This window comes from Serratia proteamaculans (genome assembly GCF_946227095.1).
Lineage (GTDB): Bacteria > Pseudomonadota > Gammaproteobacteria > Enterobacterales > Enterobacteriaceae > Serratia > Serratia proteamaculans_E.
The window spans coordinates 193,792-218,690 of record NZ_CAMISV010000008.1; the positions used below are offsets into that span (position 1 = coordinate 193,792).

General features: G+C 56.2%; 22 protein-coding genes. 20 read left to right on the top strand and 2 right to left on the bottom strand.

What is annotated here, in order from left to right; translation table 11 throughout:
• Nucleotides 1-23 precede the first annotated feature (23 nt).
• The 12 genes from OC597_RS17375 (at nt 24) to nuoN (ending at nt 14,653) form a co-directional block, all read left to right on the top strand.
• Nucleotides 24-698, top strand: a complete 675-nt coding sequence (locus OC597_RS17375) for a NuoB/complex I 20 kDa subunit family protein (RefSeq protein ID WP_004947278.1) — start codon at nt 24-26, stop codon at nt 696-698.
• Nucleotides 699-793: 95 nt separating this feature from the next.
• Nucleotides 794-2,590 (top strand): NADH-quinone oxidoreductase subunit C/D, encoded by a 1,797-nt coding sequence (gene nuoC, locus OC597_RS17380; protein WP_099061608.1) that lies wholly within the window; start codon nt 794-796, stop codon nt 2,588-2,590.
• Between the two features lie 2 nt (nt 2,591-2,592).
• Nucleotides 2,593-3,144 (top strand): NADH-quinone oxidoreductase subunit NuoE, encoded by a 552-nt coding sequence (gene nuoE / locus OC597_RS17385; RefSeq protein WP_099061607.1) that lies wholly within the window; start codon nt 2,593-2,595, stop codon nt 3,142-3,144.
• The gene (nuoF, locus tag OC597_RS17390; protein ID WP_261463912.1) at nt 3,141-4,493 is read left to right on the top strand and encodes an NADH-quinone oxidoreductase subunit NuoF; all 1,353 of its coding nucleotides are present in this window, start codon (nt 3,141-3,143) and stop codon (nt 4,491-4,493) included. Before nuoE ends, nuoF begins: the two co-directional genes overlap by 4 nt.
• Before the next feature lie 79 nt (nt 4,494-4,572).
• On the top strand, nt 4,573-7,311 hold the full coding sequence (gene nuoG / locus OC597_RS17395; RefSeq protein ID WP_261258224.1) for an NADH-quinone oxidoreductase subunit NuoG: 2,739 nt from the start codon (nt 4,573-4,575) through the stop codon (nt 7,309-7,311).
• The gene (gene nuoH, locus OC597_RS17400) at nt 7,308-8,285 is read left to right on the top strand and encodes an NADH-quinone oxidoreductase subunit NuoH (protein WP_085117774.1); all 978 of its coding nucleotides are present in this window, start codon (nt 7,308-7,310) and stop codon (nt 8,283-8,285) included. The genes nuoG and nuoH overlap by 4 nt, the downstream gene beginning before the upstream one ends.
• A gap of 14 nt (nt 8,286-8,299) precedes the next feature.
• Nucleotides 8,300-8,842, top strand: coding sequence for an NADH-quinone oxidoreductase subunit NuoI (gene nuoI / locus OC597_RS17405; protein WP_004947256.1), 543 nt, complete (start codon nt 8,300-8,302; stop codon nt 8,840-8,842).
• A 13-nt stretch (nt 8,843-8,855) separates the two neighbouring features.
• Nucleotides 8,856-9,416: an NADH-quinone oxidoreductase subunit J gene (gene nuoJ, locus OC597_RS17410; RefSeq protein ID WP_085117771.1), complete on the top strand. Its 561-nt coding sequence runs from the start codon at nt 8,856-8,858 to the stop codon at nt 9,414-9,416.
• Entirely contained in the window at nt 9,413-9,715 is a 303-nt protein-coding gene (gene nuoK / locus OC597_RS17415; RefSeq protein ID WP_012146014.1) for an NADH-quinone oxidoreductase subunit NuoK, read from the top strand. The genes nuoJ and nuoK overlap by 4 nt, the downstream gene beginning before the upstream one ends.
• Nucleotides 9,712-11,559, top strand: a complete 1,848-nt coding sequence (gene nuoL / locus OC597_RS17420) for an NADH-quinone oxidoreductase subunit L (protein ID WP_261258221.1) — start codon at nt 9,712-9,714, stop codon at nt 11,557-11,559. The genes nuoK and nuoL overlap by 4 nt, the downstream gene beginning before the upstream one ends.
• A gap of 100 nt (nt 11,560-11,659) precedes the next feature.
• Nucleotides 11,660-13,189: an NADH-quinone oxidoreductase subunit M gene (gene nuoM / locus OC597_RS17425; protein ID WP_099061604.1), complete on the top strand. Its 1,530-nt coding sequence runs from the start codon at nt 11,660-11,662 to the stop codon at nt 13,187-13,189.
• A gap of 6 nt (nt 13,190-13,195) precedes the next feature.
• Nucleotides 13,196-14,653 carry an NADH-quinone oxidoreductase subunit NuoN gene (gene nuoN, locus OC597_RS17430; protein WP_112348849.1) on the top strand — a complete coding sequence of 486 codons (1,458 nt, stop codon included), beginning with the start codon at nt 13,196-13,198 and terminating at the stop codon, nt 14,651-14,653.
• Between the two features lie 73 nt (nt 14,654-14,726).
• Here the strand turns inward: nuoN and OC597_RS17435 are convergent, their stop codons facing one another.
• Nucleotides 14,727-15,602, bottom strand: a complete 876-nt coding sequence (locus OC597_RS17435) for a LysR family transcriptional regulator (protein ID WP_099061602.1) — start codon at nt 15,600-15,602, stop codon at nt 14,727-14,729.
• Between the two features lie 337 nt (nt 15,603-15,939).
• Here OC597_RS17435 and OC597_RS17440 point away from each other — a divergent pair, with 337 nt between their 5' ends.
• The 5 genes from OC597_RS17440 (at nt 15,940) to OC597_RS17460 (ending at nt 21,420) form a co-directional block, all read left to right on the top strand.
• The gene (locus OC597_RS17440) at nt 15,940-17,769 is read left to right on the top strand and encodes a thiamine pyrophosphate-binding protein (protein ID WP_261258218.1); all 1,830 of its coding nucleotides are present in this window, start codon (nt 15,940-15,942) and stop codon (nt 17,767-17,769) included.
• Between the two features lie 89 nt (nt 17,770-17,858).
• Complete coding sequence (locus OC597_RS17445) at nt 17,859-18,284, top strand: cupin domain-containing protein (protein WP_261285038.1); 426 nt, start codon at nt 17,859-17,861, stop codon at nt 18,282-18,284.
• Between the two features lie 112 nt (nt 18,285-18,396).
• Nucleotides 18,397-19,260: a DMT family transporter gene (locus tag OC597_RS17450; protein WP_261463909.1), complete on the top strand. Its 864-nt coding sequence runs from the start codon at nt 18,397-18,399 to the stop codon at nt 19,258-19,260.
• A 148-nt stretch (nt 19,261-19,408) separates the two neighbouring features.
• Nucleotides 19,409-20,653: an MFS transporter gene (locus tag OC597_RS17455; RefSeq protein WP_207978850.1), complete on the top strand. Its 1,245-nt coding sequence runs from the start codon at nt 19,409-19,411 to the stop codon at nt 20,651-20,653.
• 272 nt (nt 20,654-20,925) lie between these two features.
• Complete coding sequence (locus OC597_RS17460; RefSeq protein WP_261285036.1) at nt 20,926-21,420, top strand: DUF1097 domain-containing protein; 495 nt, start codon at nt 20,926-20,928, stop codon at nt 21,418-21,420.
• Between the two features lies 1 nt (nt 21,421).
• Here OC597_RS17460 and OC597_RS17465 read toward each other — a convergent pair whose 3' ends face one another.
• Complete coding sequence (locus OC597_RS17465; protein WP_261463907.1) at nt 21,422-22,405, bottom strand: LacI family DNA-binding transcriptional regulator; 984 nt, start codon at nt 22,403-22,405, stop codon at nt 21,422-21,424.
• A 270-nt stretch (nt 22,406-22,675) separates the two neighbouring features.
• Here OC597_RS17465 and idnO point away from each other — a divergent pair, with 270 nt between their 5' ends.
• The 3 genes from idnO to elaB all read left to right on the top strand — a co-directional run bounded on the left by idnO (nt 22,676) and on the right by elaB (nt 24,892).
• On the top strand, nt 22,676-23,440 hold the full coding sequence (gene idnO / locus OC597_RS17470; RefSeq protein WP_262209755.1) for a gluconate 5-dehydrogenase: 765 nt from the start codon (nt 22,676-22,678) through the stop codon (nt 23,438-23,440).
• A 23-nt stretch (nt 23,441-23,463) separates the two neighbouring features.
• Complete coding sequence (gene idnD, locus OC597_RS17475) at nt 23,464-24,495, top strand: L-idonate 5-dehydrogenase (protein WP_262209817.1); 1,032 nt, start codon at nt 23,464-23,466, stop codon at nt 24,493-24,495.
• 85 nt (nt 24,496-24,580) lie between these two features.
• On the top strand, nt 24,581-24,892 hold the full coding sequence (elaB, locus tag OC597_RS17480; protein ID WP_099061594.1) for a stress response protein ElaB: 312 nt from the start codon (nt 24,581-24,583) through the stop codon (nt 24,890-24,892).
• Nucleotides 24,893-24,899 lie beyond the last annotated feature (7 nt).

The following is a 24,899-nucleotide window of genomic DNA, read 5'->3' on the forward strand; positions in this document are numbered from 1 at the left end:
TCGGTTAAAAACGAGGCATTAAGATGGACTATACGCTCACCCGCATAGACCCGAACGGTGAGAACGACCGTTACCCCCTGCAAAAACAGGAGATCGTTGCCGATCCCCTGGACCAACAGGTTCACCGCACGGTTTACATGGGTAAACTCGAACATGCATTGCATGACATGGTGAACTGGGGGCGTAAAAACTCTATTTGGCCGTATAACTTCGGCCTTTCGTGCTGTTACGTGGAGATGGTGACGTCGTTTACCGCCGTTCACGACGTGGCGCGTTTTGGTGCTGAAGTTCTGCGTGCATCACCGCGTCAGGCTGACCTGATGGTAGTGGCCGGTACCTGCTTTACCAAGATGGCCCCGGTTATTCAACGTCTGTACGAACAGATGCTGGAACCAAAATGGGTGATCTCCATGGGTGCCTGTGCCAACTCCGGCGGCATGTACGATATCTATTCCGTGGTACAGGGCGTGGACAAGTTCCTGCCGGTCGACGTGTACATTCCTGGCTGTCCACCGCGCCCGGAAGCTTACATGCAGGCACTGATGCTGTTGCAGGAATCTATTGGCAAAGAACGCCGCCCTCTGTCCTGGGTTGTCGGCGATCAGGGTGTTTACCGCGCCAACATGCAGTCTGAAAGAGAGCGTAAACACGGCGAGCGTATCGCGGTGACCAACCTTCGGACGCCTGACGAGATTTAAGACGTTCATTTAACGTCCATCTTAGTGCGCTATTGGTTAACACAGCGAAAAGTGAACTTGCGGCGAAATAACCCTTCAGTGTGGTGAAAAAAATTATGACAGATTCAACGACGCACGACGCATTGCCGGCCTGGCAAACCAGAGATCACCTTGACGATCCGGTGATTGGCGAACTGCGCAACCGTTTTGGGCCGGAAGCCTTTACTGTTCAGCCTACCCGTACCGGAATACCCGTGGTATGGGTCAAAGCCGATCAGTTACTGGAAGTAATGACGTTTTTGAGAAAGCAGCCGAAGCCTTATGTCATGCTGTTCGATCTGCATGGCATGGACGAGCGTCTGCGTACCCACCGCGACGGCCTGCCGGCAGCGGATTTTTCTGTTTTCTATCATCTGATTTCTATCGAACGCAACCGCGACATCATGCTGAAAGTGGCGCTGTCTGAAAAAGACCTGCACGTGCCCACAGCGACCAAGGTATTCCCTAATGCCAACTGGTATGAGCGTGAAACCTGGGAAATGTTCGGTATTACCTTCGACGGCCACCCGCACCTGACGCGCATCATGATGCCGCAAACCTGGGAAGGCCACCCGCTGCGTAAAGATTACCCGGCGCGTGCCACCGAATTCGATCCCTTTGTGTTGACCAAACAGAAAGAAGATCTGGAAATGGAAGCGCTGACTTTCAAACCGGAAGACTGGGGCATGAAGCGCGGTACCGAGAACGAGGACTTCATGTTCCTTAACCTCGGCCCGAACCACCCGTCTGCGCACGGTGCATTCCGTATCATTCTGCAGTTGGATGGTGAAGATATTGTCGACTGCGTACCGGATATCGGTTACCACCACCGTGGCGCCGAGAAGATGGGCGAGCGTCAGTCCTGGCACAGCTACATTCCGTACACCGACCGTATCGAGTACCTCGGCGGCTGCGTGAACGAAATGCCTTACGTGCTGGCAGTTGAGAAACTGGCCGGTATCAAGGTGCCGGATCGCGTTGATACTATCCGCGTGATGCTGTCCGAACTGTTCCGCATCAACAGCCACCTGCTGTACATCAGTACCTTCATTCAAGACGTCGGCGCGATGACTCCGGTGTTCTTCGCCTTTACCGACCGTCAGAAAATCTACGATCTGGTTGAAGCGATCACCGGTTTCCGTATGCACCCGGCCTGGTTCCGTATTGGCGGTGTCGCACACGACCTGCCGCGCGGATGGGATCGTCTGCTGCGCGAGTTCCTTGAGTGGATGCCAAAACGTCTGGATTCTTACGTCAAGGCCGCACTGAAGAACAGCATCCTGAAAGGCCGTTCCGTTGGCGTGGCATCCTACAATGCGAAAGAAGCGTTGGAGTGGGGCGTCACTGGCGCGGGTCTGCGTGCCACCGGTATCGAGTTCGATGTGCGCAAATGGCGTCCGTATTCCGGCTATGAGAATTTCGATTTCGAAGTTCCGGTCGGTGACGGCAACAGCGACTGCTACACCCGTGTGATGTTGAAGGTGGAAGAGCTGCGCCAGAGTCTGCGCATTCTCGAACAGTGCCTGAACAACATGCCGGAAGGCCCGTTCAAGGCCGATCACCCGCTGACCACGCCGCCGCCGAAAGAGCGCACGCTGCAGCACATTGAAACGCTGATCACCCACTTCCTGCAGGTTTCCTGGGGCCCGGTGATGCCAGCCAACGAATCATTCCAGATGATTGAAGCCACTAAAGGGATCAACAGCTACTACCTGACCAGCGACGGCAGCACCATGAGCTACCGCACCCGGGTACGTACGCCAAGCTTTGCGCACCTGCAGCAAATCCCAGCGGTAATCCGTGGCAGCCTGGTCTCCGACCTGATCGTCTATCTGGGTAGTATCGATTTTGTAATGTCAGATGTGGACCGCTAACTATGCATGATCAAAAAGACAATCACGCGAATAACCCCGCGCTTGAACCTATCAATGCGGCCGCTCCTCAGAGCGGCGTTGATGCATTTGAGCTGAGTGCGGAAGAACGTGATGCGATCGAGCACGAAAAGCACCATTACGAGGACCCACGCGCCGCCTCTATCGAAGCACTGAAAATTGTGCAGAAGCAGCGTGGCTGGGTTCCGGATGGGGCGATTTATGCCATCGCGGAACTGCTGGGCATTCCTGCCAGCGACGTAGAAGGCGTGGCCACGTTCTACAGCCAGATTTTCCGTCAGCCAGTAGGACGTCACGTGATCCGTTATTGTGACAGCGTTGTTTGTCACATCACCGGTTACCAGGGCATTCAGGCCGCCATTGAGAAGAAGCTGAGCATCAAACCGGGTCAAACCACCTTTGATGGCCGTTTCACTCTGCTGCCAACCTGCTGCCTGGGCAACTGCGATAAAGGGCCGACCATGATGATTGATGAGGACACTCACAGTCAGCTGAAGCCTGAAGATATCGAGACGCTACTGGAGCAGTATCAATGATTAAAGACATTGTGCGCACTCCCGAAATGCACCCGCTGACCTGGCGGCTGCGCGATGACAAACAGCCGGTCTGGCTGGATGAATACCGCAGCAAGAACGGCTATGCCGGTGCCGAAAAGGCCATCAAAGGCATGGCCCCGGACGAGATTGTCACCCTGGTGAAAGACGCCGGGTTGAAAGGTCGTGGCGGTGCAGGCTTCTCCACCGGTTTGAAGTGGAGCCTGATGCCGAAAGATGAATCCATGAACATCCGTTACCTGCTGTGTAACGCTGATGAAATGGAGCCGGGCACCTATAAAGACCGCTTGCTGATGGAGCAACTGCCGCACCTGTTGGTGGAAGGCATGTTGATCTCGGCGTTCGCGCTGAAGGCCTATCGCGGCTACATCTTCCTGCGCGGTGAGTACATCGAAGCTGCGGTGCATTTGCGCCGGGCGATCGCTGAAGCCACCGAAGCCGGTTATTTGGGCAAGAACATCATGGGCAGCGGCTTCGACTTCGAGCTGATTGTTCATACCGGCGCCGGTCGCTACATCTGTGGCGAAGAAACCGCACTGATCAACTCGCTGGAAGGCCGCCGTGCCAACCCGCGCTCCAAGCCACCTTTCCCGGCGTCCTCCGGTGTCTGGGGTAAACCGACCTGCGTCAATAACGTAGAAACCCTGTGTAACGTTCCGGCGATCCTTGAAGGCGGCGTTGACTGGTACAAGGGGATCTCCGCCGGCAAGAGTAACGACGCCGGTACCAAACTGATGGGCTTCTCCGGCCGGGTGAAAAACCCAGGCGTTTGGGAGCTGCCGTTTGGCACCACCGCACGTGAAATTCTGGAAGATTACGCCGGTGGCATGCGTGACGGTCTGCGTTTTAAAGCCTGGCAGCCAGGCGGCGCGGGCACCGACTTCCTGACCGCCGATCACCTTGATCTGCCGATGGACTTCGAGAGCATCGGTAAAGCCGGCAGCCGTCTCGGTACCGCGCTGGCGATGGCCGTAGACCACGAGATTGGCATGGTTCCGCTGGTGCGTAACCTGGAAGAGTTTTTCTCTCGCGAGTCCTGCGGCTGGTGTACGCCATGCCGTGACGGCCTGCCGTGGAGCGTGAAGATCCTGCGTGCGCTGGAGAATGGCGAAGGGCAGCCGGGGGATATCGAAACCCTTGAGCAGCTGTGCCGTTCTCTCGGCCCGGGCAAAACCTTCTGCGCCCATGCGCCAGGTGCCGTAGAGCCACTGCAAAGCGCGATTAAATATTTCCGTGAAGAGTTCGAAGCGGGCATTGCCGTGAAGCACTTCAGTAACGCGCATGCGATTGGCGGTATTCAGCCGAACAATCTGCTGAAGCAACGCTGGTAAGCCGACTCGCCCCGACGACACGGCCAGAATTTTTGATTAACGCCTGCCGCAAGGCAGGCCACTTGGAAGCATGCTGACTATGGCTACGATTCATGTAGACGGCAAAGAATACGACGTAGATGGGGCCGACAACCTGCTGCAGGCTTGTCTCTCCCTCGGGCTCGATATTCCTTACTTTTGCTGGCATCCGGCGCTGGGAAGCGTCGGCGCTTGCCGCCAATGTGCGGTAAAGCAATACCAAAACGCGGAAGATACGCGTGGCCGTTTGGTGATGTCTTGTATGACACCGGCATCCGATGGAACCTTTATTTCCATCGACGATGGCGAAGCCAAACAGTTCCGTGAAAGCGTGGTTGAGTGGTTGATGACCAACCACCCGCACGACTGTCCGGTATGTGAAGAAGGCGGTAACTGTCACCTGCAGGATATGACAGTAATGACCGGCCACAGCTTCCGTAAATACCGCTTCAGTAAGCGTACTCACAACAACCAGGAGCTGGGGCCGTTTATCTCGCATGAGATGAACCGCTGTATCGCCTGTTACCGTTGTGTGCGCTACTACAAGGATTATGCGGACGGCACCGACTTCGGTGTGTACGGCGCGCACGACAACGTCTACTTCGGTCGTACCGAGAGCGGCACGCTGGAAAGCGAGTTCTCCGGTAACCTGGTAGAAGTGTGCCCGACCGGTGTGTTCACCGATAAAACCCACTCCGAGCGGTATAACCGTAAGTGGGACATGCAGTTTGCGCCAAGCATCTGCCAGCAGTGCAGCATCGGCTGTAATACCAGCCCGGGCGAGCGCTATGGCGAACTGCGTCGTATCGAAAACCGTTATAACGGCAGCGTGAACCACTACTTCCTGTGTGACCGTGGCCGCTTCGGTTATGGCTACGTGAACCAGAAAGATCGTCCGCGTCAGCCACAACAACTGCGTGGCGACGACTGGATCACCCTGAACGCCGAGCAGGCGATGCAGGGCGCGGCGGATATTCTGCGTCAGGCGAAGAAAACCATCGGCATTGGCTCACCACGCGCCAGCCTGGAAAGTAACTTCGCACTGCGTGATTTGGTGGGTGCCGAGAACTTCTACACCGGTATCTCGCAGGCCGAGCAGGGCCGTCTGGACCTGATGCTGAACGTGCTGCAAAACAGCGGTGTTCACACCCCTGCGCTGCGTGAAATCGAAGGTTACGACGCGGTGCTGGTGCTGGGTGAAGATTTGACCCAGACCGGTGCACGTATTGCCCTGTCGGTACGTCAGGCGGTGAAGGGCAAGGCTCGCGCCATGGCTGCGGCCCAACGCGTTGCCGACTGGCAGATTGCTGCGGTGCAGAACATCGGCCAGCACGCCAAACACCCGCTGTTCGTTACCAACGTGGATAACACCCGTCTGGACGATATCGCGGCATGGAATTACCGTGCACCGGTGGATGAGCAGGCGCGCTTCGGCTTCGCTATCGCCCATGCGCTGGATAACGCGGCACCGGCGGTCAACGATTTGGCTGACGGCCTGAACAAGAAAGTCGACATCATCGTGCAGGCGCTGACCGACGCGCGTAAACCGCTGATCGTTACCGGCAGCAACGCCGGCAGCGAAGCCATCATCGAAGCGGCGGCCAACATCGCCAAGGCGCTGAAGGATCGCGGTTCTGACGTCGGCATCACCTTCGTTGCCAGCGCTGCCAACAGCATCGGTTTGTCGATGATCGGCGGCGGTTCGCTCGATCAGGCGCTGACCCAGTTGGAAAGCGGCGAGGCAGACACGGCCATCGTGATGGAAAACGATCTCTACCGGCACGCGCCGGCGGCGAAAGTGGACGCTGCGCTGGCCAAGGTCAGCAACCTGATCGTGGTCGATCACCAGCGTACCGCCATCATGGACAAGGCTAACCTGATCCTGTCGGCGGCCAGCTTCGCCGAAAGCGACGGTACTCTGGTCAACCAGGAAGGCCGCGCACAGCGTTTCTTCCAGGTTTACGATCCGGCGTACTACGACGATGCGAAGAAAGACGTTTACACCGTGATGCTGGAAAGCTGGCGTTGGATGCACTCGCTGCATTCCACCTATACCAGCCGCCACGTGGACTGGACGCAGCTCGACCATGTGATCGAAGCCTGTGTCACCGCGTTGCCGCAGTTGCAGGGTATTGTCGACGCCGCACCGGACGCGAGTTTCCGTATCCGCGGTCAGAAACTGGCGCGTTCTCCGATTCGCTCCAGTGGCCGTACGGCGATGCGCGCCAATATCAGCGTGCACGAACCGCGTCAGCCGCAGGATAAAGACACCATGTTCGCCTTCTCAATGGAAGGGAACAACAGCCCGTTTGCCGATCGTCAGCAGATCCCGTTCGCCTGGGCACCTGGTTGGAACTCACCGCAAGCCTGGAACAAATTCCAGGCCGAAGTGGGTGGCAAGCTGCGTCATGGCGATCCGGGCGTGCGTTTGATCGAAGCGGGGGAGGGCAAACTGGGTTACTTCACCAACGTGCCTGCCGCCTTTGGTCAACAGCAAGGCTGGCGTGTCGCGCCGTATTACCACCTGTTCGGCAGTGATGAAATGTCACAGCGTTCCGGGGTGATTCAGCAGCGCATGCCGGATGCCTATGTGATGGTCAACCCGACCGATGCTGCTGCACTTGGCGTTAATGCCGGTGCGCTGGTGGAGTTCAGCTGTGCGGGCCAGACCTTGCGTCTGCCGGTGCGTCTGAGTGAAACCCTGACCCAGGGCCAGGTGGGCTTACCGCTCGGCTTGCCAGGGATCCCGCCGGTATTGGTGGGTGCAACGGTTGAAAATCTGCGGGAGGCGACACGATGAGCTGGTTTACCCCTGAGGTGATCGACATTCTGATCTCCATTCTTAAAGCGGTAGTGATCCTGCTGGTCGTAGTCACCTGTGGGGCATTCATGAGCTTCGGCGAACGCCGTTTGCTCGGCTTGTTCCAGAACCGTTATGGACCGAACCGTGTCGGCTGGGGTGGCTCACTGCAGCTGGTCGCCGACATGATCAAAATGTTCTTCAAGGAAGACTGGGTACCGAAATTCTCCGACCGGGTGATCTTTACCCTGGCGCCGATGATCGCCTTTACTTCCCTGTTGCTGGCATTTGCCATCGTCCCGGTCAGTCCGACCTGGGCGGTGTCCGACCTCAACATCGGTATTTTGTTCTTCCTGATGATGGCCGGCCTGGCGGTTTACGCCGTGCTGTTCGCCGGCTGGTCGAGCAACAACAAATACTCGCTGTTGGGGGCGATGCGTGCTTCTGCGCAAACCCTGAGCTACGAAGTGTTCATCGGCCTGTCGCTGATGGGTGTGGTGGCACAGGCGGACTCCTTCAACATGCAGGCGATTGTTGAATCTCAGGCGCATATGTGGAACGTCATCCCGCAATTCTTTGGTTTCATTACCTTTGCGATTGCCGGCGTGGCGGTGTGTCACCGTCACCCGTTTGACCAACCGGAAGCCGAGCAGGAACTGGCTGACGGTTACCACATTGAATATTCCGGCATGAAGTTCGGTCTGTTCTTCGTGGGTGAATACATAGGTATCGTCACCGTTTCTGCCCTGATTGTGACGTTGTTCTTCGGTGGCTGGCAGGGTCCTTTCCTACCGCCATTCATCTGGTTCGCGCTGAAAACGGCTTTCTTCATGATGATGTTTATTCTGATTCGTGCTGCTCTGCCACGTCCGCGCTATGACCAGGTGATGTCCTTCGGCTGGAAAGTCTGTCTGCCGTTGACGCTGCTGAACCTGCTGGCGACTGCCGCAGTCATTTTGTACAACGCTCAATAAGGGGTGAATAAACCATGACATTGAAAGAGTTATTGGTTGGTTTCGGCACCCAGGTGCGCAGTATTTGGATGATAGGCCTGCACGCCTTCGCCAAACGCGAAACCCAGATGTACCCGGAAGAACCGGTTTACCTGCCGCCGCGTTACCGTGGCCGCATCGTGCTGACGCGCGATCCGGACGGCGAAGAGCGCTGCGTGGCGTGTAACCTGTGTGCGGTTGCCTGCCCGGTGGGCTGTATCTCGCTGCAAAAAGCAGAACAGAAAGACGGCCGTTGGTATCCGGAGTTTTTCCGCATCAACTTCTCGCGCTGCATTTTCTGCGGCCTGTGCGAAGAAGCTTGCCCAACTACCGCGATCCAGCTGACGCCGGATTTCGAAATGGGTGAGTTCAAGCGTCAGGATCTGGTGTACGAAAAAGAAGATCTGTTGATCTCGGGGCCGGGTAAATATCCGGAATATAATTTCTACCGGATGGCCGGTATGGCGATTGACGGCAAAGCCAAGGGCGAAGCCGAAAACGAAGCCAAACCGATCGACGTCAAAGGTCTGTTGCCTTAAGGAGCCAGCAAGCATGGAAATTGCCTTTTATCTGGCAGGTTTTATTGCGGTGATCTCGACAATTCGCGTGATCTCGCATACCAATCCTGTGCATGCGTTGCTGTATCTGATCGTTTCGTTACTGGCGATCTCTGCAGTCTTTTTCTCACTCGGCGCATACTTTGCCGCGGCATTGGAAATCATCGTCTACGCCGGCGCCATCATGGTGTTGTTCGTGTTCGTGGTGATGATGTTGAACCTCGGCAACGCGGTGCAGCAGCAAGAGCGCGATTGGCTGAAGCCGTCGGTGTGGATCGGCCCTGGCATCTTGTCGCTGGCGCTGTTGGCGGTGCTGATTGTCGCTATCCGCAGCGTGTCCGATCAGGGCATCAGCGGTGAGATGGTTGACGCTAAAGCGGTGGGGATCAGCCTGTTTGGTCCTTACGTTCTGGCGGTTGAGCTGGCTTCAATGCTGCTGTTGGCAGGTCTGGTTGTTGCCTTCCACATTGGCCGTGAGCACAAACCGGGTGAGGTGTTGAGCAACGCCCCGGCCAGTAGCGAAATGGCGAGAAGAAAATCGGAGGAGCAAGCATGATCCCTCTTCAACATGGCCTGATCCTGGCGGCGATCCTGTTCGTCCTGGGTCTGACCGGGTTGCTGGTCCGTCGCAATCTGCTGTTTATGCTGATCAGTCTGGAAGTGATGATCAACGCCGCAGCATTGGCGTTTATCGTTGCGGGCAGCTACTGGGGCCAACCGGACGGGCAGGTGATGTATATCCTGGCGATCAGCCTGGCAGCCGCCGAGGCCAGTATTGGTCTGGCATTGCTGCTGCAGCTTTACCGTCGTCGTCATACCCTGAATATTGATACTGTCAGTGAGATGCGCGGATGAACCTATTATATTTAACTATTCTGCTACCGCTGATCGGGTTCCTGCTGTTGGCCTTTTCCCGTGGCCGCTGGTCTGAGAACACCTCGGCAATCGTCGGCGTAGGCTCTATCGGCCTGGCTGCTCTGGTCACGGTCTATGTGGGGATGGATTTCTTCGCCCAGAAAGCCAATGGCGTGCAGCTGTTTGAGCAAAGCCTGTGGAACTGGATGAGCGTCGGTAACTTCAACATTGGCGTGACTTTGACGCTGGATGGCCTGTCGTTGACCATGCTGTCAGTGGTGACCGGCGTGGGCTTCTTCATCCACATGTTCGCTTCCTGGTACATGCGCGGTGAAGAGGGCTACTCACGCTTCTTCGCTTACACCAACCTGTTTATCGCCAGCATGGTGATATTGGTACTGGCAGACAACCTGTTGCTGCTGTACCTGGGTTGGGAAGGCGTGGGCCTGTGCAGCTACCTGTTGATCGGCTTCTATTACAAGGATCCGGCCAACGGTGCGGCAGCGATGAAAGCCTTCATTGTGACTCGTGTTGGTGACGTGTTCCTGGCGTTTGCGCTGTTCATCCTCTACAACGAGCTGGGCACGCTGAACATCCGCGAACTGATGATCCTGGCACCGCAAAAACTGGCGATCGGCGATACCGCGATCACCTGGGCTACCCTGATGTTGCTGGGTGGTGCGGTCGGTAAATCGGCGCAGTTGCCGTTGCAGACCTGGCTGGCAGATGCGATGGCGGGTCCAACCCCGGTTTCCGCACTGATCCACGCAGCGACCATGGTGACCGCAGGCGTTTATCTGATTGCACGTACTCACGGCCTGTTCCTGATGGCGCCGGAAGTACTGCATCTGGTGGGGATTATCGGGGCGGTGACCCTGGTGCTGGCCGGCTTTGCCGCGCTGGTGCAGACCGATATCAAACGCGTACTTGCCTACTCCACCATGAGCCAGATTGGCTACATGTTCCTGGCGTTGGGCGTGCAGGCGTGGGATGCGGCTATCTTCCACCTGATGACCCATGCGTTCTTCAAGGCGCTGCTGTTCCTCTCCTCCGGTTCGGTGATCCTGGCCTGCCATCACGAGCAGAACATCTTCAAGATGGGTGGCCTGCGCAAGAGCATTCCACTGGTTTACGTCTGCTTCCTGGTGGGTGGCGCTGCGCTGTCAGCCTTGCCGCTGATCACCGCAGGCTTCTTCAGTAAGGATGAGATCCTGGCCGGTGCGATGGCTAACGGTCACATCAACCTGATGATTGCCGGTCTGATCGGTGCGTTCATGACCTCGCTGTACACCTTCCGTATGATTTTCATCGTGTTCCATGGCGAAGAGAAAATCAAAGCGCATGCCGGTAAAGGCATCACTCACCACCTGCCGCTGTTGGTTCTGTTGGTGCTGTCCACCTTCGTTGGCGCGATGATCGTTCCGCCACTGCAGGGCGTACTGCCAGATACCACCGAGCTGGCGCACGGTAGCGTACTGCAACTGGAGATCACCTCCGGCGTAGTGGCTATTGTCGGCATCCTGTTGGCGGCGGCACTGTGGCTGGGCAAACGTAGCCTGGTGACCCGCATTGCCAAGAGCGCACCGGGGCGTTTCTTCTCGACCTGGTGGTTCCATGCCTGGGGCTTCGACTGGCTGTACGACAAAGTGTTCGTCAAGCCGTACCTGGGTATTGCGAAGTTGCTGCAGCGTGATCCGCTGAACTCGATGATGAATCTGCCGGCCATCTTCTCCCGCTGGGGGAACCGAGGTCTGACAGTGAGCGAGAACGGTCAGGTGCGTTGGTATATAGCGTCTATGGGTGTGGGTGCAGTGGTCGTATTGGCTCTGTTGATTCTGGTTTAATTGAATAATTTAAACAGACGCATTTTTCGGGCGTAGCGCCCTGCAGGGCAGGCGCTACGTACAAAGTTTGAAATTATTCGTATAAGGGACACAAAACGCCATGCTATTACCTTGGCTAATTCTTATCCCCTTTATTGGCGGTCTGCTGTGCTGGCAGTTTGAGCGCTTCGGTACTAAGGTGCCGCGCTGGATTGCGTTGATCGCAATGGGGCTGACATTGGCGCTTTCTCTGTATCTGTGGATGCAGGGTGGCTACACATTGACTACGCCGAAAGGCATTCCGCAGTGGCAGTCTGAATTCCTGCTGCCGTGGATCCCACGCTTTGGTATTTCCATCCACCTGGCGCTGGACGGCCTGTCACTGCTGATGGTGGTGCTGACCGGCCTGCTGGGCGTGCTGGCGATCCTCTGTTCCTGGCGTGAAATCCAGAAATACCAGGGCTTCTTCCACCTGAACCTGCTGTGGATCCTGGGTGGGGTTATCGGCGTGTTCCTCGCCATCGATATGTTCCTGTTCTTCTTCTTCTGGGAAATGATGTTGGTGCCGATGTACTTCCTGATTGCGCTCTGGGGTCACAAGGCGTCGGACGGGAAAACCCGCATCACTGCGGCCACCAAGTTCTTCATCTATACCCAGGCCAGCGGTCTGGTGATGCTGATTGCCATTATGGGCCTGGTGTTCGTGCACTATAACGCGACCGGCGTGTGGACCTTCGATTACGAAGACCTGCTGCAGACGCCAATGTCGCACAACGTGCAATACCTGTTGATGCTGGGCTTCTTCATTGCCTTCGCGGTGAAAATGCCGGTGGTACCGCTGCACGGCTGGTTGCCTGATGCGCATAGCCAGGCCCCTACCGCAGGTTCTGTGGACCTGGCGGGGATCTTGCTGAAGACCGCGGCCTACGGCATGTTGCGTTTCAGCCTGCCGCTGTTCCCGGAAGCGTCGCACGAGTTTGCGCCTATCGCCATGTGGCTGGGTGTGATCGGTATCTTCTACGGCGCCTGGATGGCGTTTGCGCAGACCGATATCAAGCGTCTGATTGCTTACACCTCGGTTTCCCATATGGGCTTCGTGCTGATCGCCATCTACACCGGCAGCCAACTGGCTTACCAGGGCGCGGTGATCCAGATGATTGCGCACGGCCTGTCTGCGGCCGGTATGTTCATCATCTGTGGCCAGCTGTACGAACGTCTGCATACCCGTGACATGCGTGAAATGGGCGGCCTGTGGGGACGTATCAAATACATCCCTGCGCTGTCGCTGTTCTTCGCAGTGGCGACGCTGGGGATGCCGGGTACCGGTAACTTCGTCGGTGAATTCATGATCCTGTTCGGCAGCTACCAGGTCGTGCCGGTGATCACCGTGATTTCTACCTTCGGTCTGGTGTTTGCTTCGGTTTACTCGTTGATCATGATGCAGCGCGCCTATTACGGCAAAGCCAAATCTGACCAACCGTTGCCGGGCATGACCGCGCGTGAGCTGTTTATCGTTCTGTTGCTGGTGGTATTGCTGGTTCTGCTCGGGGTTTACCCGCAGCCGATTCTGGATACTTCCAATGCGGCGATGAGCAACGTGCAACACTGGTTTGGTTCGTCAGTTTCAGCAATTTCAACAACAAGGCCGTAATTCGCCATGACAATAACTCCTCAACAACTGATCGCATTGTTACCACTGTTGATCGTCGGATTGACGGTGGTGGTTGTGATGCTAGGCATTGCGTGGCGACGCGACCACTTTATCAACGCCACCCTGACCGTGATCGGTCTCAACCTGGCGCTGCTTTCACTGTACTTTGTTGGCCAGGTAGGCCCAATGGACGTCACCCCGCTGATGCGGGTAGACGGCTACTCGATGTTCTATACCGGGCTGGTGATACTGGCGAGTCTGGCGACCTGTACCTTTGCCTATCCTTGGCTGGTCGGTTACCCGGACAACCGCGAAGAGTTCTACCTGCTGGTGCTGATTGCGACCATGGGTGGCATTCTGCTGGCGAGCGCCAACCATCTGGCGTCGCTGTTCCTCGGTATTGAACTGATCTCGCTGCCGCTGTTCGGCCTGGTGGGCTATGCCTACCGCCAGAAGCGCCCGCTGGAAGCGGCTATCAAGTACATGTTGCTGTCTGCTGCCGCGTCGTCATTCCTGCTGTTCGGTATGGCGCTGCTGTATGCGGAGTCCGGTGACCTGTCACTGGCCGGCCTGGGCAAAAGCATGCAAGAAAACATGATGCACCAGCCGCTGATCCTGGCGGGTATGGGCATGATGATTGTTGGTCTGGGCTTCAAGCTGTCGTTGGTACCGTTCCAACTGTGGACGCCGGATGTGTATCAGGGTGCGCCTGCGCCGGTTTCAACCTTCCTGGCGACCGCCAGCAAGATTGCGATCTTTGCCGTAGTGATGCGTTTGTTCCTGTATGCACCGGCCGCCGACAACGAAGCGCTGCGCATGGTGCTGTCAATCATTGCCGTCTGCTCAATTTTGTTCGGCAACCTGATGGCTATCAGCCAGACCAACATCAAGCGTCTGCTGGGTTACTCGTCGATCGCCCACCTGGGTTATCTGCTGGTGGCGTTGATTGCGGTGCAAACCCATCAGCTGTCGCTGGAAACCGCCGGGGTTTACCTGGCCGGTTACCTGTTCAGCAGCCTGGGCGCGTTCGGTGTGGTCAGCCTGATGTCCAGCCCGTACCGTGGCCCGGACGCCGACTCACTGTTCTCCTACCGTGGTCTGTTCTGGCATAAGCCAATTCTGTCTGCGGTCATGACGGTGATGATGCTGTCACTGGCCGGTATCCCGATGACCCTGGGCTTTATCGGTAAGTTCTTTGTTATCGCGATGGGCGTCAGTGCTCACCTGTGGTGGTTGACCGGCGCAGTGGTGCTGGGCAGCGCCATTGGTTTGTACTACTACCTGCGTGTGACCGTCAGCCTGTTCCTCAGTGCGCCGGAAGCGCTGCAGCGCGATACCCCGAACAACTGGGCGTTGACCGCAGGCGGTGTGGTAGTGCTGATCTCCGCCGCGTTGGTGCTGCTGTTGGGTGTTTATCCGCAGCCGCTGATTACGCTGGTGCAGATGGCACAGCCGATGTTCTGATTGGCATCAGGGCAGTAAAAAAGGTCGCTTCGGCGACCTTTTTTTATGGGGAAGTGATGCAGTACTGGAACGATCAGCCGGGATTGTTTTGAAACGAGGCTTCCAGCGCCTGCACTACGGCACGTACCCGCGCGGCACGCTGCAGGTCGGGATGCAGCACCAGCCAGATATCGACCCAGTCTTTATTCTCCGGGAAGATGCGCACCAGGTCCGGGTCTTTATCCGCCAGGAAGGAGGACAGCAGGCCAATCCCCAAGCCGTTACGGGTTGCCGAGCGCAGCAGTAACTGCGAATTACACTGCAGAACCACGTTGGGGTCGATCAGTGCTTCGCCACAAAAGTCGTTCCAGTGACGGGGTACCAGTTCACGCGGGAACATCAGTAGATCGTGACCGCGCAGATGGTCGCCCTTGGTCGGCAGGCCGTGTTTGTCGAGGTAGTCCTGCGTCGCATACAGGCCCATTTCGATGGTCGCCATGCGTTTGATAATCAGCTCATCGGACTCGGGCCGCGCGCCGCGGATCGCCAGATCTGCCCCACGGTAGGAAATATCAGAGATATTCACCGCCGTCAGCATGGTGACGGTGATTAACGGGTGTTGCTCCCGCAGTGCTTTCAGCGCCGGGATGACAAAGGCCTCAGCCATGGTATCGGTGGTGGCGATGCGCACATTGCCGCACAGGCTGTCGTCGCCGCTGGTGGCTTTACGGCCAATCGCCTGCACGGCGTTTTCCATATTCATGACGTCCGCCAGCATTTCCTCGCCCAGAGGGCTGAGGGAAAATGATTTTGGCGTACGGATAAACAGCTTGGAGCCGAGGCTCTCTTCAAAAGCGGTAATGCGCCGTCCGACGGTGGCCTGGTCGACGTGTAGTTCATTGGCGGCCTTTCGTAAAGTGCCGCAGCGTGCTACTGCCAGGAAGAAGCGTGCGTCATCCCAATTCATCATGCCATTTCCTTTGTACAGGCTTATCGGCCTTGTCGATGTTCATTCTTGCGCAACCGTACTGGCTCTGGTTTAGGCTGCAAATGGAGCCCGCGTATCATAATTATTTATTATGTTTCAGGATATGAATAAATGCATCAACGTGAAGCAGTTTTGCATCTTTATTTTTACCCGACAATCTTTATGCTTATCAACGTTTATGCTGTGATCTGGCGCACATTTCGTGCCAGTGTTACCCTAAACGCATAAACAGATGCGTATGAGAGCCTGTCTCTGTTGGCTAACAGCCTGGTGGGATCGACTCTGAATCAGGTTGGCCTACCACGACTGGACATTAAAAATGGAGTCTCACGCAGAGAAGTTATACACCCCCGTTGCACTGGCAACTGCGGACGGTGTCAGGGTTATTGCAACGCCCGGCGCGAAAGCGGCAGAGCAAAGTAACGCTGAAGTGATTATCCAGAGTCTTGAAGCACGCGGCATTCAGCACATATTCCTGGTACCCGGCAAGCTGGTGTACCCACTGATTAAATCCATTGAACATTCAGCCATTACCGGCATCGTCGGCGCTCATGAAACCGCCTGCGGTTTTATGGCCGATGGCTACGCCCGTGCTAACCGCAAATTTGGCGTTTGTCTGGGTATCTCCGGCCCCGGCACCATGAATTTCCTGCCGGCAATGGCCGCGGCACAGGCCGATAAAATCCCGGTGCTGTATCTGGCCGGCGGGATCGCCACTTATCATGAAGCGCAGGGCGCTTTCCAGGACGGTAGCAATAGCGGCATCGATGAGCTGACTATCGTCAAACCGCTGCTTTCCGCCGCCATAGAAGTGAAAAATAACCTTACGTTGCAGCACGAGCTGCGGCGCAGTTTGTCCTGCCTGAACACCCAGCGTAAAGGCCGCGCTTATTTAAGCGTGCCGGTCGATATGCAAAAGAAAGGGGTGGCTGGCAATTATGAAGCCAGCCCGCAGCGTACGCCGCAGTGCCGCGAAGCGGCGATCGACCAGCAGGCGCTGGAGCAGGTAGTGGACGATTATCTGCTGCGCGGGCTGAACGTTGCCTGCCTGGTGGGAAACCGCATGAATAACCCGCTGGATGCCGCACTGTTGTTGCGCCTGGCGGAGAAATACCGTCTGCCGGTCGCCACTACGCTGTCCGGCAAGGGCGCTTTTCCCGAAGGGCACGAGCTGGCGCTGGGGCTGTACGGCTTCGCTGGCCATACCCGGGCGGTGGAAACCATCAATGGTGATGAAGTCGATGTGTTGCTGGTGCTGGGCTGCGATCTCAGCCAGCGCGACAGCCTGAACTGGAATCCACGGCTGCATGGCACCAAAACGCTGGTGGTGATTGATGAAGATTTTGACAAGGTCAGTTCGCACTATCAGCCGGACATGCAGATTTTCTCCAGCCTGACCGGCACGCTGCACCACCTGCTGGATGCGGTCAGCGACGAAGATGCGCATTTGGCCGGCATCAAAAGTTTGCGCAATGGCTGGCTAGAACAGGTGCGTTCACTGCCGCTGGAGCAACAACGGCCCGATTTACAGGCGCGTCTTGCCCTGGGTGAAGCCAATATGTACCCCGGCGATGCCATCAAACGCATTCGCAGCCGCATGAATCAGGACACTAACGTGGTGGTCGACTCTGGTGCTCACCGGATCTTTATGGCACACCATTGGCTGGCCAGCGGGCGTGGTGATTACCATACCTCAAGTTCCCTGGCACCGATGGGCTGGGCGATTTGTGCCGGTATTGGCATCAAGCTGGCGGCGCCGCACCGTGATTGCGTGGTGGTCACCGGCGACGGTTGCATGCTGATGCACGGCATGGAGATCCAGACTGCGGCTCGTTATCAGGTCAAGATGACCTTTGTGGTGATGAATAACTGCGCCCACGGTGCGATGCACATTGATACCTTGCAGAATCGTGGTGTCTCAGCCGATTATACGGCGCTGCCGAATCACGACTGGAAGGCCTTCGCCAACAGCCTGGGGGTTTCTTCTGCCAAGGCGGCCACGCTGGAAGAACTGGATGAAGCGTTAGCCGCTGCGGCTGAGCATGAGGGGCCGTTCTTGATAGAAGTGTTGGTAGGTAATCATGTGGCGCCTAATCGATACTATGCCGAGAGCATCGTAGAATACGAGCAGCGTATCAAAGGCTTGTAAGGACGTAGCCCACAAACTGCGGGAGCCGTCATTATCGTCTTTGCATCACGCCATTCTATTTTGTTCACAGTAGTCATGGAGCGATAACAATGTATAAACTGGCACTTCTGGCATTAATGATGGCATTTCAGGGCTATGCCCAGGCCGCTGACGATCACGGCGAAGGCATTACCAAAGAAACCCTGCTGAAAACCGAGACCTCATGGGAAGGCTCGCCGTACCAGCACTACCCGGCCGGCGCCCCGCAGATCACCATGTTGAAGGTCAGGGTAGAGCCGAATAAGGTGCTCGCCTGGCATACCCATCCGTGCATCAGCGCGGTGTATATGACCGGTGGCAGCGTCTCACTGACGGTTAAGAAAACCGGCGTGAAGCATACCTTCAAGCAGGGCGACTCCTTTACCGACACGGTAGATATCGTGCATCAGGGCGTTTCCGGCGATAAAGGTGCCGAGATGCTGGTATTCTTTGCCTGCGCTGATAACAAGCCCTTGACGGTGAAAGCCGCCGAATAATATCCCCGGCATCTTTCAAGCTACAGTGTTGTCGGTTGCATTACCTGTAGGGGGCGAATACATTCGCCCCGTTTTATTTTATTGCCCGTTGGGGCGGTATACCGAGGGAATCATGGTTGCTTTGTGGATGGTTGTCGCCAGCGGGTTCTTTGCGCTGATGGGGGCCAGCATCAAACTGGCTTCGGCCAAAGTCGGCTTTTTCGACATCATTTTTTACCGCTCTGTGATTAACGTGCTGATCGTTGCCGCGTTAATTCAGGTTAAAAACCTCGGTTTCCGCACTCAGCATCTGGGTCTGCATATGAAGCGCGCTGCCATTGGTAACGCGGCGATGTACTGCGGTTTCTATTCGCTGATCCACCTGCCGATCGCCACCGCCACCACGCTGGGCTACACCAACCCGATCTTCCAGTCGGCGATCGCCTTTGTGACGTCGAAAGGCCAGTTGACCGGCAAGCTGCTGTTCTCGGTGCTGCTGGGCTTTATCGGCATTCTGGTGTTGCTGCGCCCCGATACGCCGAACGGTGAGTATGCCGCTACGCTGATTGGCCTGTTGTCTGGCCTGTTGACCGCGCTGGCCTATTTTAACGTCGGCAAACTGGTACGCAGCGGTGAACCGGAACTGCGGGTGGTGTTTTATTTCTCGCTGGTGGGCACCCTGGTGGGCGGTGTGATGACGACGGTCGTGGGCTTTACCACGCTGGATAGCGCCATGATGCTGTGCGTTGGTGCCATCGGCGTTTTTGGCAGTATGGGGCAAATTACCATGACCCGTGCCTATGGCAGCGGCAACGCGGTGATCGTCAGCATTCTGTCCTACAGCACCATCATTTTCTCCACGCTGCTCGGCTATCTGCTGTTTGGCGAGACGCTGTCTTATATTGCTGCGGGTGGTATGGCACTGATTATACTTTCCGGCGCGCTGGCTATTTTAAAACGTGCGCCAGCGAAGGTCGCCAAGGCCGAAGCAGTGTAGTTTTGCATGCAACAGAATGCATTAATGAATCACTATGATGCATTCTTGGCTATTTTGACGGTTATACCCGAAAGGTATGATGAACGCGTCTCCTGATGAGTTTGGTTTCAGGGTTTAGCGTTTATCCAGATTGTTTCGGGAGAGTAAAATGTCTGAAGGTGTGGCTGTTGATGAAGCGGCTAAAGCGAATTCGGGCACGTCGCATTTTGCCATACTGCTGTTTTTAGCCCTGGCATTAATGTCTGCATTGCTCAACAGCAGTGCACCGACGCCGCTTTATCCGCTTTATCAACATGAATTGGCGTTAAGCTCGGTCAGCCTGACGGTCATTTATGGTGCCTATGCTGCCGGTGTGCTGATCTCGCTGTTCGGCGTGGGCAACATGGCCGGTAAGGTGAAAGACCTGCGCAGCATGATAGTGCCGGCTTTGCTGGTGGTGCTGGCCGGGGCCCTGTTGTTCTCGATGGCCGATTCGTTTTTGATGATGTTTATGGCGCGTTTGCTGGCCGGGATCGGCACCGGGGCGTTGACCGGGGCGGCCAACATTGCATTGGTGCGTTTTGGGCCGAAAGACGGCGGTAAAAATGCGGCGCTGATTGCCACGCTGTCATTCACCACCGGTCTGGCGCTGGGACCGATTTTCAGCGGTGTGGCGCTGCAAACCGGGTTCCATACCACTTCGCTGCCGTTCATTATCATTATGGCGGTGGCCGCCGTGGCCGCGCTGGGCGTGATGCTGAAATGGCCGGTTGAAGCCGTCGCCGTGCCGTTAAGCGGGGCGCAGGGGAGTGATGCTGCAGCAGAGAAAAGTTCGTTGGCTGACGGCCTGCGAGCTACCGGTGGCAAGTTCTACCTGTGTGCCGGTGCGTTGTTTATCTGTTGGGCGGTAGCCGCCAGTATTCTGGCGATTGGTCCGAGCGTGTCGGAAAAGCTGTTGGGCATGCATAGCCGCGGCGTTTACGGCTATGTGATTGCAGTTTACCTGGTGATTGCCGGTATCAGCCAGATCCTGAGTCGCCGCGTTAATGCGCGCCACTCGCTGATGTTTGGTTGTCTGGCGCAGGCGTTGTCGGTGGTGGTGTTTGCCGAAGCCATTCAGATCCACTCGTTGGGTCTGGCCAGTGCTGGCATGGTAATTGCCGGTTATGCCTACGGGGCGATTTTTGTCGGCAGTGCCACGCTGGTGAACCTGATTTCGCCGAAGGCCAGCCATGCCAGACTGATTTCACTGTTTTACGTTATTGCTTATATCGCCAACTGGGTTCCGATCCTGTTGGGGGTAGTGATCGACCATGCCAGTCTGCATCTGGCGGTCAATCTGTTATTTATGGTCAGTGCCGTGGTGTGCTTAATTTTGAGCTTCATGGTGACCCGTGCGGGCTTCCCGCGCTGAGATACCCGTCGCCTTCCAAGTTGAATGTCTGATTGACTGAAACTTGAAGTAGGTAGGGTATAAGTCTCTAGTCGCTGCGCAATGTGGCGATCCGATTTCCCTGGTGTTGTTGTGTGTCATTTCCAGCGTGCTTGCCACGCTGGTTTTTTTTGTGACAAATTCCACAACTCTGTAATTACCATGTTTCTCATTACATGTTTTATGTGAATTTCATCACATGATATTGGCGATTTTCGAGTAAACTGCGCGCTTTCTCTGCTGCGGGTCGGTTTATGAACGTTATTTTTGCCATTGCTGTGACTACCGGGATCCTGTCCGGCGTGTGGGGCTGGGTGGCTGTTAGCCTGGGGCTGATCAGCTGGGCCGGTTTCCTGGGCTGTACGGCCTATTTTGCTTGCCCACAGGGCGGGCTGAAAGGGTTGTTGATCAGCACGCTAACCTGTTGCAGCGGGATCTTTTGGGCGATGGTGATCATTCACGGCAGCGAACTGGCACCCGCTTGGAGCATGCTCGGCTACCTGTTGACCGGTGCGGTGGCCTTCCTGATGTGCATTCAGGCCAGGCAGCAGTGGTTGGGGTTTGTTCCCGGCACCTTTATTGGCGCCTGCGCCACCTTCGCCGGTGGCGGTAACTGGCCGCTGGTGACTCTATCCTTACTGGTGGGGCTGGTATTCGGCTACGCGATGAAAAACAGCGGCCTGTGGCTGGCGGCGCGCAAAGAAAAACCTAAACAGACAACGGCTGTTACCGAGCATGTTAACCGCTGATTTAAATGGTGCCGCCGAGTGAAATGCGGTAGTGCAGGTCAACGCGCTCAATGCACGGCACCCCTTTGATGCGTTTCAGCAAAATCTCTGTGGCGACCTTGCCCATATCAAACCTTGGGGTGATCACGCTGGCGATCCCCGGCGTGGTAGCCTTACCAATATCCAGACCGTGAAAACCTGACAGGGCGATATCCTGCGGGACCTTCAGCCCGAGCCGCAGACACGCCTGCAAAACGCCCACCGCCAGATCGTCATTGGTGCACAAGATAGCATCCAAATCGGGGTAGAGCTGTCGCGCCATCGCCAGCATGTCGGAGCCGACCGAGACCGACGACACCCGATGCGGCGTGATTTGCCGCGGCATCAACCCCTGCTTCTCCATCGCCCGGCAATAGCCCTGGTAACGTTTGGTGTCGCGTGCGTCGGACATGGCGCCAAAGTAAACCACCTGACGTTTACCGCTGGCGAGTAGCGCTTCGGTCATGTCGAAACCCGCCTGATAGTTATCGAACCCCACGGCGATCCGTCCTTCAGGCCCTTCAAGATCCATGACCTGCGCCACCGGGATTTTTGCCGCCGCCAGATATTTTTCCGCCCGCAGAGTGTGCTCTGAATCGGTGAGGATCAATCCGGCGATGGGGTAGGCCAGCAACTGGATAATGTGCTCTTCTTCCCGCTGACGACTGTAGTCATAGTTCACCACCAGGGTTTGATAGCCGTGCTCCAGCGTGATGGATTCGATACCGGCCAGCAGATCGGCAAAAATCTGGTTGTTGAAGGAGGGGATCAACACGCCAATGCGCGGTTTTTGAGTTGAGCGTGCCTCATCGCTGTCGGTGAAGTTAACTTCTTTCATCACCTGGGCAATTTTCGCGGCGGTTTCGGCCGCCACCTTTTCCGGCGTACGCAGATAGCGGCTGACGGTCATTTTGGTCACACCGGCGAGCAGTGCAATGTCCTGCAGCGTGACGCGTTGGTTCTTCATCAGAATGCCTTAACAGGATGGAGCGGAAAGATGGCTAATCCTGCCATGTTAACAAATCGATCTGGTGATAACAATCGACGCGGTAAAGTATAAAGTACATATTTTTCAATGAAATATAGTAATTTCCTGCCCCGGGTGAATGCGTGGCTTCACGTTAAAGGTAACAGCTTTTAGTAACACTGTTTTAAGTGATCTTTATCACATTTTTACCGACGACGATCCGCTGAGATAGGCGTCAGTCTTATCCAAATGCTATTGCCGGGGAACGTTATGAACACCTTATTTTCACTGGATAACAAAAAAATACTGATTACCGGCGCTTCTCGAGGCATTGGTTTTCTGCTGGCTCGTGGCCTGGCGCAGTATGGCGCCCATATTCTGGTCAATGCCACCACTCAGGAAAATGCCCAGCGTGCGGTTGAAACACTGCGCCGTGAAGGGTTCCGCGCCGATGCGGCGGCTTTCGACGTCACCGACTCACAGGCTATTCATGCCGCGATAGAAAAAATCGAGGCGGAAAGCGGCGGGATTGATGTGTTGATCAACAACGCCGGTATTCAGCGGCGTCATCCGTTTACCGAATTTCCGGAAAAAGACTGGGACGACATTATCGCCGTCAACCAGAAGGCGGTATTTATGGTGTCACAAGCCGTAGCGCGCCATATGGTGCAGCGCCAGAGTGGCAAAATCATCAATATCGGCTCGATGCAGAGCGAACTGGGCCGCGACACCATCACGCCGTATGCCGCCTCCAAAGGGGCGGTAAAAATGCTGACACGCGGCATGTGCGTTGAGCTGGCACGCTACAACATTCAGGTCAATGGTATCGCGCCGGGCTATTTCAAAACCGAAATGACCCAGGCGTTGGCGGACAATCTGGAATTTACCGCTTGGCTGACCAAGCGTACCCCGGCCGCCCGCTGGGGTGATCCGCAGGAGCTGATCGGCGCGGCGGTGTTCCTGTCGTCCAAAGCCTCGGATTTTGTTAATGGTCATCTGCTGTTTGTCGATGGCGGCATGTCCGCTGCGGTCTAGCCGCCTGCTCAAGGGAAATTATGATGAAAATTCAAACCCAATCCTGCGTGGTGAACGGCAAATATGACGTGGCGGTGGTGGAGCAGGAAGTGGATTATCAGGGGATTGGCACGCTGGTGAAAATCACCCGTGGTGGCATCTGCGGTTCTGACCTGCATTATTACCAGGAAGGCAAAGTCGGCAGTTTTCAGGTGCGGCAGCCGATGGTGCTCGGCCATGAGGTGATCGGTGAAGTGGTGGCCAGTGATACAGCGCGGCTGCCGGTGGGGCAGAAGGTGGCGTTAAACCCCAGTAAACCCTGTGGGCAGTGCAAGTATTGCCTGGCGAGCCAGCAAAACCAGTGTACCCAAATGCGTTTCTTCGGTAGCGCAATGTATTTCCCGCATGTTGACGGTGCCTTTACTCAGTACAAGGTGGTCGATAGCGCCCAGTGCATTGCCTTCGATGCCGATCGCGATGAAAAGGTGATGGTGTTTGCCGAACCCCTGGCGGTGGCGATCCACGCGGCGAAACAGCCGGGTGAGGTTAAAGGAAAAAAGGTGTTTGTTTCCGGTGTCGGTCCGATTGGCTGCCTGCTGGTGGCGGCATTGAAGGCTCTGGGCGCCGACGAAATTGTCTGTGCCGATCTCAGCCCGCGTTGCCTGGATATTGCCCAGAAAATGGGGGCGACCCGTTGTCTGCATGCCGGCAATGACGATTTTAGCCTCTATCAGCAGGAAAAGGGGGTCTTTGATATCGCTTTTGAAGTTTCCGGCCACCCGTTGTCGTTGCAGCGTTGTCTGGAAGTCACCCGCGCCAAGGGTACGGTAGTGCAGGTAGGCATGGGTGGCAGTTTCCCGGACTTCCCACTGATGTTGCTGATCGCCAAGGAGTTGACTTTGCTGGGATCGTTTCGTTTTGTTGAAGAGTTTGATTTGGCGGTGGCTTGGTTGGCCGAGGGGACCGTCAATCCGTTGCCGCTACTGTCTGCCGAGTTTGATAATCAGCAACTGGCACAGGCGTTGACCTTTGCCGGTGACAAGAGTCAGGCGGCCAAGGTACAGCTGGTGTTCTGATTTTAGCCGATAGTCTGATGGCGAACAGCGGTGATCCTTGTCTATAGTTAAGGGCCGTTTCATTTTTTATCACGGAGAACTTAACATGGCGAGAAATACGGATACGGATCAAACCACGCTCGATGACGATCTGAGAATGCTGAGCGACACGCTGGAAGAAGTGTTGAAGTACTCCGGCGATCGTGCCGATCAGGCCTATATTGACATCAAGGCTCATGCCGAAGAGGCGTTGAGCGAGGTCAAGTCACGACTGGCTGACTCTACCGAGTCCTACTATGCGCGAGCCAAGGATGCGGTTTGCCGCACCGACGGTTACGTGCGTGAAAACCCATGGCACAGCGTGGGCATCGGCGCGACGGTCGGTCTGGTACTGGGCTTGCTGCTGGCGCGTAAATAACGCCTGT

What these genes read in the sequence shown, in the direction of transcription:
- nuoK (WP_012146014.1), top strand. Translation starts at nt 9,413, where the DNA reads ATGATCCCTCTTCAACATGGCCTGATCCTGGCGGCGATCCTGTTCGTC.
- nuoI (WP_004947256.1), top strand. Translation starts at nt 8,300, where the DNA reads ATGACATTGAAAGAGTTATTGGTTGGTTTCGGCACCCAGGTGCGCAGT.
- nuoM (WP_099061604.1), top strand. Translation starts at nt 11,660, where the DNA reads ATGCTATTACCTTGGCTAATTCTTATCCCCTTTATTGGCGGTCTGCTG.
- nuoE (WP_099061607.1), top strand. Translation starts at nt 2,593, where the DNA reads ATGCATGATCAAAAAGACAATCACGCGAATAACCCCGCGCTTGAACCT.
- idnD (WP_262209817.1), top strand. Translation starts at nt 23,464, where the DNA reads ATGAAAATTCAAACCCAATCCTGCGTGGTGAACGGCAAATATGACGTG.
- idnO (WP_262209755.1), top strand. Translation starts at nt 22,676, where the DNA reads ATGAACACCTTATTTTCACTGGATAACAAAAAAATACTGATTACCGGC.
- OC597_RS17465 (WP_261463907.1), bottom strand. Translation starts at nt 22,405, where the DNA reads ATGAAGAACCAACGCGTCACGCTGCAGGACATTGCACTGCTCGCCGGT.
- OC597_RS17375 (WP_004947278.1), top strand. Translation starts at nt 24, where the DNA reads ATGGACTATACGCTCACCCGCATAGACCCGAACGGTGAGAACGACCGT.
- nuoL (WP_261258221.1), top strand. Translation starts at nt 9,712, where the DNA reads ATGAACCTATTATATTTAACTATTCTGCTACCGCTGATCGGGTTCCTG.
- nuoN (WP_112348849.1), top strand. Translation starts at nt 13,196, where the DNA reads ATGACAATAACTCCTCAACAACTGATCGCATTGTTACCACTGTTGATC.
- OC597_RS17445 (WP_261285038.1), top strand. Translation starts at nt 17,859, where the DNA reads ATGTATAAACTGGCACTTCTGGCATTAATGATGGCATTTCAGGGCTAT.
- OC597_RS17450 (WP_261463909.1), top strand. Translation starts at nt 18,397, where the DNA reads ATGGTTGCTTTGTGGATGGTTGTCGCCAGCGGGTTCTTTGCGCTGATG.
- elaB (WP_099061594.1), top strand. Translation starts at nt 24,581, where the DNA reads ATGGCGAGAAATACGGATACGGATCAAACCACGCTCGATGACGATCTG.
- OC597_RS17435 (WP_099061602.1), bottom strand. Translation starts at nt 15,602, where the DNA reads ATGATGAATTGGGATGACGCACGCTTCTTCCTGGCAGTAGCACGCTGC.
- nuoF (WP_261463912.1), top strand. Translation starts at nt 3,141, where the DNA reads ATGATTAAAGACATTGTGCGCACTCCCGAAATGCACCCGCTGACCTGG.
- OC597_RS17460 (WP_261285036.1), top strand. Translation starts at nt 20,926, where the DNA reads ATGAACGTTATTTTTGCCATTGCTGTGACTACCGGGATCCTGTCCGGC.
- nuoH (WP_085117774.1), top strand. Translation starts at nt 7,308, where the DNA reads ATGAGCTGGTTTACCCCTGAGGTGATCGACATTCTGATCTCCATTCTT.
- nuoC (WP_099061608.1), top strand. Translation starts at nt 794, where the DNA reads ATGACAGATTCAACGACGCACGACGCATTGCCGGCCTGGCAAACCAGA.
- OC597_RS17455 (WP_207978850.1), top strand. Translation starts at nt 19,409, where the DNA reads ATGTCTGAAGGTGTGGCTGTTGATGAAGCGGCTAAAGCGAATTCGGGC.
- nuoG (WP_261258224.1), top strand. Translation starts at nt 4,573, where the DNA reads ATGGCTACGATTCATGTAGACGGCAAAGAATACGACGTAGATGGGGCC.
- OC597_RS17440 (WP_261258218.1), top strand. Translation starts at nt 15,940, where the DNA reads ATGGAGTCTCACGCAGAGAAGTTATACACCCCCGTTGCACTGGCAACT.
- nuoJ (WP_085117771.1), top strand. Translation starts at nt 8,856, where the DNA reads ATGGAAATTGCCTTTTATCTGGCAGGTTTTATTGCGGTGATCTCGACA.